Raw genomic sequence first — 12098 nt, 5'->3', positions numbered from 1 at the left:
GGCCCGGGCATGCGCGGCGGCGCCGGGCGCCGCGGCGCGCGCGGTACGCGTCGCGGTGAGCGGTGCGGCGTACCGCTTCGGAGGCGGCCGCGGCCCGCGGCACGTCCCGCCGCTGCCCCTCCAGGTCAACGCGCTCCAGGCGCTGTGCCGGCAGGTCCTCGGCTTCCGCATGGCAATGATCGTGCTCGCGGCGCCGTTCGCACTGCGCGGTACGGCGAGGGGACTGCCCCTCGTCCTGGTCGGGGCGGCGGTGGTCGTCACGTTCATGGTGTCGTACGTCCTCGTACGGGACTGGGAGAGATTCGGCCCCGTCCTCCTGCGCCACCCGGTGCTCCTCGCCGCGGACATGCTCGTCGGCGCGTTGCTGCTGGTCACGGCGTCGCCCGACTCCACACTCGCGTACGTCACGATCTGCACGCCGCTGCTCGCCGGGCTCGTCTACGGCTGGCGGGGCGCCGCCGTCTTCGCGGTCCTCCAGTCGCTGCTGGTGGCCGGCGCCCACGCGCTGACCGGGGGCCCGGCCCGCGGTGCCGGTTTCGCCCCGCTGCTGCTGCCCGGGCTGTGCCTGGCGGCCGGCGCGATCGGCAGTTCGTTGCGGACGTTCCTGCTCGACCTCGGCGAGGCGAGCCAGGCGCTCACCGAGGCGCGGGCCGGGCTCGCCGCGGCGGGCGCCGTGGACGAGGAACGCGCCAGGCTCGCACGGGAGATGCACGACTCCGTCGCCAAGACCCTGCACGGTCTCGCCCTGGCCGCCGACGGCCTGGCCGCCTCCGTGGACACCACGGAGCCCGCCGCGCTGCGCCGGCAGGCCGAGGCGGTGGCGCGCGCGGCCCGCAGGGCGGCGGCCGAGTCGCGGGACCTGCTCTCGGACCTGCGGCGCGTGCGCGTTCCCGGCGCCCGTCCGGACCACACCGACCTCGGCCGGGAACTCGGCGAGCTCGCCGGGGACTTCGACCGGCACGGCGCCGTGCGGGTGACGTTCGCCGCGGGCGGCGGGCCGGGCGCCCTGCCACCGGTCCCGTACGCGGTGGCCCGGCAGGTGGTGACGATCGTGGCGGAGGCCGTGGAGAACGCGGTACGGCACGGCGGGGGGACGCGCGTCACGGTGTCGGCCGAAGCGGGCACCGGCGGGGTGCTCCGCGTCAGCGTGCACGACGACGGCCGGGGGCTGCCGCCGGGCACCACACTCGACGGGCTGCGGGGCTCGGGGCACTTCGGCCTCATCGGCATGGTGGAGCGGGCCGCGTCGATCGGCGCGCGGATCAGGGTGGGCAGGGGGCCGGCCGTCCGGGGTACGGAGGTGCGCCTCGAACTCCCCCTGGCGCCGGGCGCGGGGCCGCTCCCGGCGCTGCCCTCGAAGAGGACGGGCACCCATGGCTGAGACGGCAGCGGCGCTGAGGGTCCTCGTCGCCGACGACAACCCCGTCGTACGGGCGGGGCTCACGGCGCTGCTCGCGGCCACCGACGGCATCGAGGTGGTGGCGGACGCCGCAGACGGCGGCGAGGCGTACGAGCGGGCGCTGCGCACCCGGCCCGACGTGGTCCTCCTCGACGTCCGCATGCCCCGCTGCGACGGCCTCACGGCCCTGCCGTACCTGGTACCGCTCGCCGCGGTGCTGATGATGACGTACAGCGGGGAACCGGCGACCGTGACGGAGGCGCTGCGGCGGGGAGCGGGCGGCTACCTCGTGCACGGCGAGTTCACGGCCGCGCAGTTGACCGAAGCGGTACGGGACGTGAGCGCGGGCCGCCCCCACCTCACGCCCACGGCGTCGAGCGCCGTCCTGGAGGCCCTGCGCGCGGGCTCACGGCACGGCAGCGCTCCGCCGACCACGACGTCGATGTACACAGCAGCGAATGCACCATCGGGTGAAGGTCTGCCCGAAGCCCGAACTGACCGATTCTCTACGCATGTTGGGCGACGAACATCCCCAGCCGATTCCGGCACAACATCTTTGCAAGAGCAATTCAATGTGGGACATTCGTCGGGGATGAGTCGACGGGAGGTGGAGATCATGGGCCTGATCGCGGCGGGGCTGACGAACCAGCAGATCGCCGCCGCCTGCTTCATCAGCCAGAAGACGGTCAAGAACCACATCAACCGCATCTTCGCCAAGCTCGGCGCCGGCAGCCGCGGCGAGGCCATCGCCCGCTGGCACGGCACCGCCCGGAGGGGGCCGGAAGACCATGGCTGACCGCGAGTGGGCCCCCCGTTGGGCCCAGGGACCCACGCGCACCGCCGGGTATGCGCCGTACGGTGCCGACGTCACCGGTGTCACCGACCGTGCAGAGGTCGTGACCGGGGATGACAGCGACGGAGGTGGGGGCCATGACGGACAGGACGCAACGATTCGCGGCCAGGGCGAAGGCGTACGCCGGCACATGGGCGAACACGACGGCACAGGCCCTCAGGCGCCGCAGCGACCGCGGTCAGGGCTCGATCGAGTACCTGGGGATCATCATCCTGGTCGCGCTGATCATCGTGGCGATCGTGGCGACGGGGATCGACGACACGATCGCGGACGCACTCAAGTCCGCCGTGGACAAGGTGACGAGCGCAGGCGGCTGACAATCGTTCGACGCGACACGGGGCAGGCCGCAGCGCTGTACATCGTCATGGTGGCGGGCCTGCTCTTCGCGGCGCTCGCGTTCTTCGTGGTCGGGCAGGCCGGCGCCACACGTGGTGGAGGACAGTCGGCGGCTGATGCTGCCGCCCTCGCGGCCGCCCAGCAGTCCCGCGACGACTTCAAGGAGAACCTCCTCTCGGGTGCGCTCGACCCCGATTTCCTGTCCCGTATATTCACCGGCACGGACATCGGGCCTGCGCGAGGGGCATGCGCCGCGGCCGCGACCTTCGCTGCGGAGAACGACGCCACGGTGACGGGCTGTTCTCCCCTCGGCTCAGGCCGTTGGGGATTCACCGTCGGCATCCTCACGCAGAACACAGTGGGCAAGAGCGTGGTGCCGGGCACTGAGAGTGTCAAGGCAACCGCGACCGCCACCGCCGTGGTGGAGCCGAGGTGCACTTTCGCGCCCTCCGGCGCCGCGAATCCGTCCGCTCCTCCGGAGACAGGGACCTCCGCGCCTCCGCCCGGCGAGCAGAAACCGCCGAAGCCGGTGTCCCCGGGCACGCTGAGCTGCCCGGACGGAGGGGACATCACCATCGACCCCGAACACCTCGACCTCCTCCCGGACATGGCAGACCTGTTCACCGTCAGACTCGTTGACAACCCATCCTGAACGACCGACAAGGAACGGCACACATGAGCGTTTGGCACGGCGTGAAGGCGCGGAGATCGCTGGGTGGCGTCCTGGCCGCGGTCGCCGTAACCCTCTCGCTGACCGCCTGCGGCGGCGGCGACAAGGACAACGGAAAGGAAGGCAGCAGCCCGGCGGTCGAATCCTCGGCGCCCTCTCAGCCTCAGGGCGACGGAACGGCCGCTTCCTCTCCCTCCCCCTCCAAGACGCTGGCATCCGTCTCGGGCAACGACGGTTTCCAGTTCACCTTCACTTCGGCCGCGCGCGGGGCCGGTGGCTTCCTGACGGTCTCGGGAACCATCACGAACGTCAGCGGCAAGCGGCAGATCACACCGACGAAGTGGAGCGGGGACGAGCAGCAGGTGAAGGCGAGGGGGGCCTCTTTGGCGGCGATGACACTTGTCGACGCGGCCCAGAAGAAGCGCTACTACGTCCTGCGTGACACCGAGGGCAATCCGCTGACCACAACGGACCTCCCGGCCCTGGACCCGAACCAGAGCATCAACTTCTACGCGCAGTTCCCCGCGCCGCCCACCTCCACGACACAGGTCGAGATGGACTTCCCGGGCCTCGACCCCGCCACGATTGCGATCTCCTGATGTCCGCCCCCGAGAGAACCCCGCCGCGACCTCCCGCGCGGGGGCGCCGCGCGGCCGTCCTGACCGGTGCGGTGCTGCTGACCGTCGTCGCGCAGTTCACCCTCGTCCTGCCCGCGGCCCCCGCCTTCGCGGACGACACGCCGCCCGCGCCGCCCGGCGCCGCGCAGACCTCGCCGCCGCCGGAGGTCGACTCGAACGCGCCCGGGCTCAAGCTGCGGGCGGGCGCCACGCTGGCGCCCGCGCGGGTGCTCGACCTCGTGTCCGTGGTGGAGACGCAGGGCGGCGAGGAACGGCGTTCGGACACGCCGGACTCCGTGACGTTCGCGCTCCAGGCCGAGGTGCTCTTCTCGAAGGACAGCGCAAAGCTGTCGCCCGACGCGTCCTCCCGCATCTCGGCGATCGCCGACGAGGTGGAGAAGCAGCACGCCACCAACCTCCGCGTCTTCGGCTTCACCGACAACCTGGGCACCGCCGCCCACGGTCTGGTGCTGTCCAAGCAGCGCGCCGAGGCCGTGCACAGCCTGCTCGAACAGCGCCTCTCCGACGCGGGGATCACCTACGAGATCCGGGGCTACGGGGAGCAGTACCCGATCGCCGACAACAGCACGGAGGACGGCCGCAAGAAGAACCGGCGCGTGGAGGTCTCGTTCCCGCGCACGGACGGCGGCAAGAGCGACACGGGCGACACGGGCGATACGGGCGACACGAACGGGTCGTGACCGGCCCCGGCCCCGGCCTTGGTCTCCGTCCCGGCCCCGGCCCGGTTCCCCTTCCCGATTCCGGGGCCCGGTCTCCGGCGGAGCGCAGGCGAAGCTCCCTGAGGCGGGGCCGCAGCCGGGCCCTTCCCGCCGCCGGCGAAATGCCCCGTCCGAGGCCGTGCCGCGCGGGCCCGGCGGGGGCCCCGGAGCGAGGTGCCGTCGCCCCGTGGTGGGCGTAGTGTCCGGCTATGGGCGGTGTGCGATCGTGCCGGTGTGACGCGGCCCTGCCGGAGTCGGCAGGACCCGTCGGTCACCACCGCCCGCGAGCGCTCCGACCTGCGGCGCGGGGAGACCCGTGATGGACGCGACGATGGCCGACCTCGTCCGGGACAGCGGTGCGTTCGTCGGCATGCTGTACGTGCTGCCGCCGGGCGAGGACGCGCTGTGGCTGGTGCTGATGACGGGCGCCCCGCAGGAGATGGCGGATCCCTGGCGGCGGGTCGCGCTGAACGACCTGAGCCCGGCGGCGGACGCCGTGCGCGAGCGGCGTCCGGTGTGGATCGAGGACCAGGAGGACATGGCCCGCCACTATCCGCGGCTCGGACTCGTGCTGCCGTACGAGTTCGCTCTGCTCGCGGTGCCCGTCGTCGCCGGTACGGTGCCCAGGGGAAGCCTGGTGCTGCTGTGGCCGGCCGACCACCCGCCGGGACTGAGCCCCGAGGAGCGGGACGCGGTCGACAAGGGCACCGACCGCTTCGCCGGCCTCCTTCAGGAGGCGGCGGACCGGGGCGAGCCGGTCCTGCCCGCCGACCGGCCGCGCACCCTGCCGCCGCACGCCGAGGTCACCCCGTCCCCGGACGAGGCGGCCGCGATGTCGGCCTTCGTCGACCGGCTGCCCGGTGGCTCGTGCGCGCTCGACACCCAGGGCCACCTCACGTTCGTCTCGCCGGCCGCCGCCGCCCTCCTCGACGCCGAGCGGGCCGACCTGGTGGGTGCCCTGCCCTGGGAGGCGCTGCCGTGGATGGACGTGCCACAGGCCGAGGACCGCTACCGGGCCGCGCTGGCGACCAGGCAGCCCCAGGCGTTCACCGTGCAGCGCTCCGAGGACGTGTGGCTGGCCTTCGAGCTCTACCCGGACGCCACGGGCATCAGCGTCCGCATCACCCGCTGCGGCCCCTCCGGCGAGGCTCCGGCGGCGCCGTCCGTGCCCATGGCGGGCCCGAGCCGCGCCACCGTCCTCTACAACCTGATGCACATGGCCGCCACCCTGACCGAGGCGGTCGGCGTGCGGGACGTGGTCGCCCAGACCGCCGACCAGCTGCTGCCGGCGCTGGGCGCCCAGGGCATGGTGATCATGGCCGCAGAGGAGGGCCGCCTGCGGATCCTCGGGCACCGCGGCTACCGCGCCGGCCTGGTCGAGAGCTTCCACGGCGTGCCCGCGAGCGAGGACCTGCCCGGGGGCCGGGTGCTGATCACCGGGATGCCCGAGTTCTTCGCGACCATCGAGGAGATGCGCCGGCTCTACCCGGCCACCGAGCACGAGGACGGGATGGCCTCGTGGGCGTTCCTGCCGCTGGTCGCCTCCGGGCGGCCCATCGGCTCGCTGCTGCTCGCGTACGCGCGGCCGCGCTCGTTCCCGCCCGGCGAGCGTGCGGTCCTGATGTCGCTGGCCGGCCTGGTCGGGCAGGCCCTGGACCGCGCACGGCTCTACGACGCGGAGCACGACCTCGCCCACCGCCTGCAGTCCGACCTGCTGCCGCGCAGGCTGCCCCGGCTGCGCGGGGCCGCGGTCGCCGCCCGCTACCTGCCCGCCGCCCACGGCCTCGGCGTCGGCGGCGACTTCTACGACCTGATACGTCTCGACGGTCACACGGCCGGGGCGGCCATCGGCGACGTGCAGGGCCACAACGCCGACGCCGCCGCCCTCATGGGGCAGGTGCGCACGGCCGTCCACGCCCACGCGACGGTGGGCGCGACGCCCGCCGACGTGCTGGCCGGCACCAACCGGCTGCTCACCGACCTCGACCCGGGCCTGTTCACGAGCTGCGTCTACGTGCACCTCGACTTCACCGTGCGCAGGGCCCGCCTGTCGAGCGCTGGGCACCCGCCGCCGCTGCTGCGCCTGCCCGACGGACGCACTGAACTCGTCGGCGTTCCGCCCGGCCTCCTCCTCGGCATCGACCCCGATGTCCGCTACCCGGCCCGCGAGTTCCCCCTGCCGCCGGGCTGCGTGCTGGCCCTCTACACCGACGGACTCGTCGAGGCGCCGGGCGTCGACCTCGACGACGCCACCGCGGCCCTGGCCGGGCTCCTGGAGAGCACCGACCCGTACGACCTCGACGCCATGGCCGACACGCTGATCCGCCACGCGCCGACCCCGGCCGACGACATCGCCCTCCTGCTCATCCGCCCCGGCGACTGACACCCGCCCGGGGGCGGCACCGCGCCCGGCAACGGCAACGGCAACGGCGACCGCACCGCGCCCGGCAACGGCGACCGCACCGCGCCCGCCGGCGTGCCCGCGCCCGGTGACGGCAGCGTCCCGCCCCTCCCGGTGACGGGAGTGCGGCCCCGGGTCAGCCCTCGGCGAGGACGGCCAGGGGGTCGGTACGGGTGGGCCGCCAGCCGAGTTCGTCGCGGGCCCGCGCCGGGGTGAACCGCTGGTCCAGGGCGAACGCGTCGGCGACGCCGCCCATCTCCTCGCGCGCCTGCTCCAGCGTGATCGAACGCGTCCTGCCGCCGAGTCCCGCGCCCCGGCTGACGGCCGCGGCGACCTGCGCGGCGGTCGGAGCGACCCCGCCCACACCGGCGTAGACGGCGCCGGGCTTCGCCCGCAGCGCGGCGGCGTAGAGCTCGGCGAGGTCGTCGACGTGGATCAGGGCCCAGTGCGCCGAGCCGTCCCCGATGTGGGCCACCGCGCCCGCGCGCTTGCCGGGCTGCGTGTAGAAGAGGTCGATCAGGCGGTTGGCGCCCCCGTAGAGCAGGCCCGCTCGGATCACGACGGGCCGTCCGCCCGCGGCGGCTCGTGCGAGGACCGCGTCCTCGACGGGGCGGCGCCAGGCCACCAGCGGGGGCGGGTTCCACGGCGCGTCCTCGTCGACGACCCCGTCGGTGTCCCCGTAGACCCACGTCCCGCCGGTGTGCACGTACGGGCCGGACCCGACGCCCTCCTGCATGGCGGTGGCGGCCGCGAGATCCTCGTCGCCGCTCTCGGCCTGCGCGAGGTGGACGACCGCTTCCGCCCGCGCGGACGCGTCCCTCAGCACGGAGAGGTCGCCAAGACCACCATGCACGGGCGCCGCGCCCAGCGCCTCCACCGCGCTCGCCGAGCGCTCGCTGCGGGCGAGTGCCCGCACGGTGTGCCCCTCGCGCAGCAGGGTGCCGATCACGGCCTTGCCGATGTAACCGGAGCCGCCGGTGACGAAAACGTTCATGGTCCACTGCCTTCCCTGTCGGGCCTCTGGAGGCCGCTTCCAGACTGCGAGCCCGGGGCGGTCCGCGTCCAAGACCTGCTGTGTCGTGCGTGATGCCCTCCGGGTATCACGGCAGGCCGGCAGGGCTTTACCCGCTTCTTGGCGCCGCCCGGTCCCGGTGGCCCATGCCTCAAGACCTACTGGCGGCTGGACACGAAGCGCGAGCAGGTCGAGTACCGCTTCCCCGAGGTCGATTCCCGCCGAGCGGCCTGACGGCCCGCCGCACGGCCCCGCGGCTCCCGGGCTTCGGCCGTACCGCACGGCTCCCGGCCCCTCAGCCGTGCCGCACGGCCCCTCCAGAGGTCGGGGCGCGGGCGTCACCACCCACCCGCGCCTCCCGCCCCGGAGGGACTCCGCACCTCCCTGACGCCGCGCCCAGTCACTCCCGCGCCTCAGCGCCTCCCGCGTCCTCGGGCCGGATGCCGGACCGGGCGCCGCCGACCGGGTCCTACATCGGCCGCGGCGTGATCATCGCGAACGGGGCGCCCTGCGGGTCGGCGACCACCGTCATGCGGCCCGCCACCATGTCGAACGGCGGGACGAGGACCGTGCCCTCGCGCCGCACGAGGGCGTCCACGGTGGAGTCGACGTCGTCGACCGAGAAGTAGGCCAGCCAGTGCGCCGGGGTGCCGGGCGGGTCGTTCGCGAGCAGCGTGGCCCCTCCGACCGGGCGGCCCGCCACGCGCATCTCCCAGTAGGCGTCCGCGCCCGCCATCGGCTGGATGTCGATGCCGAACGCGTCTCCGTAGAAGGCGGCGGCGGCCAGCACGTCACTGGTGTGCAGCTCGTTCCAGGTCAGCGCGCTCGCCTCGTTGACCACCTGGGCGCCGGCGAACTCGCCGGGCTGCCAGACCCCGAACACCGCTCCCTGCGGGTCGGCGGCGATCAGCATCCGGCCGAGGTTGCCCACGTCCATGACGGGGACGATCAGATTGCCGCCCGCGGAGACGATCGCGTCCTGGGTGGCCTGGGCGTCGGTGCTGGAGAGGTAGGTGGTCCAGACGGTCGGCGGCTCGGGCATCCCCTCGGGAGCCATCGCAGGCCCGATCCCCGCGACGGCCTTGCCGTTCAGCTCGCAGACCGCGTACCCGCCGAACTCACCCGGGCCGCGCTGCCCCTGCCAGCCCAGCAGATCGCGGTAGAAGTCCAGGGCCGCCTGCTGGTCCTTCGCCATCAGATCGACCCAGCACGGCGTGCCGGCCGCATAGGGAGTGGTGACTTCTGGCATCTCTCGCCCTCTCTCGTCCTGTTTGCCCGTCGGTTCCGAGCCAGCCTTCCGCCGCGGAGAGCGATCCGTCGGCCGACACGCCGCCGCCCTCCACGGGCGGGCGGACAGGGGCGGGCGGACACGGACGAGACGGCTGCCCCGGACGAGCGTGTCCGCCGGCCCTGCGGCGGCGCGGGAGAGGGAAGCCGATGCCCGGGTGGTCCCCTGCCCGTCAGCCGGCCATCGCGGCCTCGATCACCAGGCGCGCACCCCGGCGTACGCCCCACTGCTCCATGGCGCCCGCCTCCGCCTCCAGGACGTGCCGGGCGCGAAGGCGGGGGAGGGGCATGCGGCCGGGGCGTACGGTCACCACCGCCAGCACGCGCAGGGCACGGTCGAGGTACGCCACGTCGATCGCGAAGCGCATGCCGAAGGTGTGCACGCTGCCGCACGGCGTCAGCAGCAGCGCCCCGTCGAGGCCGTCCCGCCCGAGCAGGCCGCGCCGCCGCGTCCCGTACGAGGCGGCTATCTCCACCGGGACCGGCCCGCGCCCGGGCTCCCCGTCAACGCTCAGCGCTCCGCGCCCGTTTCGCCATTCGCCCATGGCGCCACGCTAGCGCCGGGGCCCAGGCGGATCTCGGCCCAGACCGTTTTGTACGGCCGCGTGGACGGAGCCGCTCCGCCGTGGTCGTCCGGCCCCGGCGTCACCCCCCACCGGTCGGCGAACGCCTCCACGACGCGCAGCCCCCGCCCGCCCTCGTGCTGCTCGCCGCCGGACACGGGCGCGGCGGCCGAGTGCCCTCGGGCCGGTGCGGGAGGCAGGCACTCGTGGCGGGCGTCGGTCACCTCGATCCGCAGCACATCGGCGGTGACCGCCAGCGTCATGCGGAAGTCCCGGCCGGGCACGAGTCCGTGGGTGACCGCGTTCGACGCCAGCTCGGCGACGACCTGCGCGGTGGCGTCCAGGCAGGCGGCGAGCCCCCACGCCCGCACCCGCTCGACGGCAAGGAGCCGCGCGAGCCGTGCTCCCCGCCCGGTGGAGGACAGTTGCACACCGTACGTGTGCTCGGCTACCGAAAAGGGGTGGATGTCTGAGATCACGTCACTCAGCGTGCCCATGCGTGCCTACGCTGTGAAGCCGACGTGGCTGTACGTCCGGTGATGGTCCGGGGAGCCCCGCGATCTGTCCCGGCTGTCCACCGTGACGCCGCCGGGGAGGACCGGGTTGGGCGATCCGGCCCCGAGAACCGAGGTGGGTGGGTACGTGGTGAACGAGGACGGCACGGAACGAGCGGCCGATGCGGACCTGGCCGGCGGCGCCCCGCGCGCGGGCGGCACCGGGCGCCCGCCCGTTCCGCGGTGGTCGGCGGGCCCGGACCGGGCGTCCGGCCCGGAGGGCGCACCCGATCCGGAGGGCGCACCCGATCCGGAGGGCGCACCCGATCCAGAGGACGCGTCCGGCCCGGACGGCACATCGGGCCCGGACCGGGCGTCCGGCACGCACCGGTCGGGGGCCGCGTCCGACGGCGAGGTGGACGGGCAGGCCGGAGCCGTCGACCCGGACGACGACGAGTCGAGCGCGGTGATCACGGCGCTGGGGCGGCAGCTGAAGCTGTGGAGGGAGCACGCGGGCCTCAGGCACCGCGAGTTCGCCGCGGCTCTCGGGTACGGCGAGAACCTGGTCTACAAGATCGAGGCCGGCAAGCGCATCCCCCGTCCCGAGTACCTGGACAAGGCCGACGAGATCCTCGGCGCGGGCGGCCGGATCGCCGCCATGAAGAAGGACGCCGAGCAGGCCAGGTACCCGAAGAAGGTGCGTGACCTCGCCAGACTGGAGGCGGACGCCGTCGAGTTGGGCGCGTACGCCAACCACAACATGCACGGCCTGCTCCAGACGGAGGAGTACATGCGGGCCCTGTACAGCACCCGGCGTCCCGCGCTGGACCCGGACCATCTCGACCGGTTCGTGACGGCCCGCCTCGCCCGCCAGGACATCCTGCGGCGAAAACCGCTGCGGACGCTCACCTTCGTACTGGAAGAGGTCACGCTCCGGCGGCCGCTCGGCGGCCCTGCGGTCCGCCGCCACCAGCTCGAACACCTCCTGCGTGTCGGCCGGTTGCCGAACGTGGAGATCCAGGTCATGCCGACGGAGGTCGAGGACCACGCAGGGATGGGCGGCTTGTTCCAGGTCCTGAAGTTCGAGGACGCCTCGGCGGTCGGCCACGTGGAAGGCCAGCTGTCGGACCGGCTCGTCACTGACGCGAAACAGATCCGCATCCTCGAACTGCGTTATGGGATGATCCGGGCGCAGGCTCTCAGTCCCCGGGAGTCCGCGGAGTTCATCGACAAGCTGCTGGGAGAGACGTGATGGACGCAGCCACGGCAGGCGACATGAACGAACCGCAGTGGATCAAGAGCAGTCACAGCAGCAACGACGGCCCGCAGTGCGTCGAGGTGGCCAGGACGACGGGCGCCGTCCTCGTGCGCGACTCGAAGGACGCGGACGGCCCGAGGCTCACGTTCGCCGCCTCCGCCTGGTCGGGCTTCCTCGGGCACACCGCGGGCGAGTGACAACGGGCCGTGCCCGGCCGCCCGTTGCCGGAGGCCGGGCCGTTTCCCGGAGATCCCCCGGACGGCGGCGGGAGGCGGGTCCCCGCCACCGGTGCGCCACCGGTGGGGAATTGACACCATCGGCGGGGAAGTGACGTGCGTCTCGCGCTGATCGCCCTGGCGCTGGTGTGGGGCGGCGTCGCCGGCATGCTGCTGACCCGTGCCGCCTACCGCCTGTCCGTCCCGCCCGGCGCGGCCTGGCGCGCCGCCTGCGCGGCCGGTCACCCGCTGCCCGCGGGCGGCCCGGCCGGCT

General features: G+C 74.0%; 13 protein-coding genes. 9 read left to right on the top strand and 4 right to left on the bottom strand.

Annotated features, from left to right (window positions below):
- The 7 genes from L1885_RS14555 to L1885_RS14525 form a co-directional block, all read left to right on the top strand.
- The coding region (locus L1885_RS14555; protein WP_372481945.1) for a sensor histidine kinase at window positions 1-1381 on the top strand (1381 nt) is incomplete at its 5' end.
- The gene (locus L1885_RS14550) at window positions 1374-2195 is read left to right on the top strand and encodes a response regulator transcription factor (RefSeq protein WP_235797518.1); all 822 of its coding nucleotides are present in this window, start codon (window positions 1374-1376) and stop codon (window positions 2193-2195) included. The genes L1885_RS14555 and L1885_RS14550, both read left to right, overlap by 8 nt.
- 134 nt (window positions 2196-2329) lie before the next feature.
- Window positions 2330-2569 (top strand): hypothetical protein, encoded by a 240-nt coding sequence (locus L1885_RS14545; protein WP_235797517.1) that lies wholly within the window; start codon window positions 2330-2332, stop codon window positions 2567-2569.
- 47 nt (window positions 2570-2616) lie between these two features.
- Window positions 2617-3240, top strand: a complete 624-nt coding sequence (locus L1885_RS14540) for a hypothetical protein (protein WP_235797516.1) — start codon at window positions 2617-2619, stop codon at window positions 3238-3240.
- 23 nt (window positions 3241-3263) lie between these two features.
- Complete coding sequence (locus L1885_RS14535; RefSeq protein WP_235797515.1) at window positions 3264-3857, top strand: hypothetical protein; 594 nt, start codon at window positions 3264-3266, stop codon at window positions 3855-3857.
- Window positions 3857-4576: an OmpA family protein gene (locus tag L1885_RS14530; protein ID WP_235797514.1), complete on the top strand. Its 720-nt coding sequence runs from the start codon at window positions 3857-3859 to the stop codon at window positions 4574-4576. Before L1885_RS14535 ends, L1885_RS14530 begins: the two co-directional genes overlap by 1 nt.
- 337 nt (window positions 4577-4913) lie before the next feature.
- On the top strand, window positions 4914-6977 hold the full coding sequence (locus tag L1885_RS14525) for a SpoIIE family protein phosphatase (protein ID WP_235797513.1): 2064 nt from the start codon (window positions 4914-4916) through the stop codon (window positions 6975-6977).
- Window positions 6978-7131: 154 nt separating this feature from the next.
- On the opposite strand, the gene L1885_RS14520 is transcribed toward L1885_RS14525, so the two are convergent.
- The 4 genes from L1885_RS14520 to L1885_RS14505 form a co-directional block, all read right to left on the bottom strand.
- Entirely contained in the window at window positions 7132-7989 is an 858-nt protein-coding gene (locus L1885_RS14520; RefSeq protein ID WP_235797512.1) for an NAD-dependent epimerase/dehydratase family protein, read from the bottom strand.
- A gap of 487 nt (window positions 7990-8476) precedes the next feature.
- Complete coding sequence (locus L1885_RS14515) at window positions 8477-9256, bottom strand: VOC family protein (RefSeq protein WP_235797511.1); 780 nt, start codon at window positions 9254-9256, stop codon at window positions 8477-8479.
- Between the two features lie 211 nt (window positions 9257-9467).
- Window positions 9468-9839: a DUF192 domain-containing protein gene (locus L1885_RS14510; protein ID WP_235797510.1), complete on the bottom strand. Its 372-nt coding sequence runs from the start codon at window positions 9837-9839 to the stop codon at window positions 9468-9470.
- The gene (locus L1885_RS14505; protein WP_308117326.1) at window positions 9806-10336 is read right to left on the bottom strand and encodes an ATP-binding protein; all 531 of its coding nucleotides are present in this window, start codon (window positions 10334-10336) and stop codon (window positions 9806-9808) included. The genes L1885_RS14510 and L1885_RS14505 overlap by 34 nt, the downstream gene beginning before the upstream one ends.
- Window positions 10337-10766: 430 nt before the next feature.
- Between L1885_RS14505 and L1885_RS14500 the strand changes: the two genes are divergently transcribed.
- Both L1885_RS14500 and L1885_RS14495 read left to right on the top strand, forming a co-directional pair.
- Window positions 10767-11603, top strand: coding sequence for a helix-turn-helix domain-containing protein (locus L1885_RS14500; RefSeq protein WP_235797519.1), 837 nt, complete (start codon window positions 10767-10769; stop codon window positions 11601-11603).
- Complete coding sequence (locus tag L1885_RS14495) at window positions 11603-11806, top strand: DUF397 domain-containing protein (protein WP_235797508.1); 204 nt, start codon at window positions 11603-11605, stop codon at window positions 11804-11806. The genes L1885_RS14500 and L1885_RS14495 overlap by 1 nt, the downstream gene beginning before the upstream one ends.
- Window positions 11807-12098 lie beyond the last annotated feature (292 nt).

The sequence above is a fragment of the Streptomyces fuscigenes genome, from assembly GCF_021556455.1.
In the GTDB taxonomy this organism is placed as follows: domain Bacteria; phylum Actinomycetota; class Actinomycetes; order Streptomycetales; family Streptomycetaceae; genus Streptomyces; species Streptomyces fuscigenes.
This window is presented reverse-complemented; position numbering and strand designations above follow the sequence as displayed.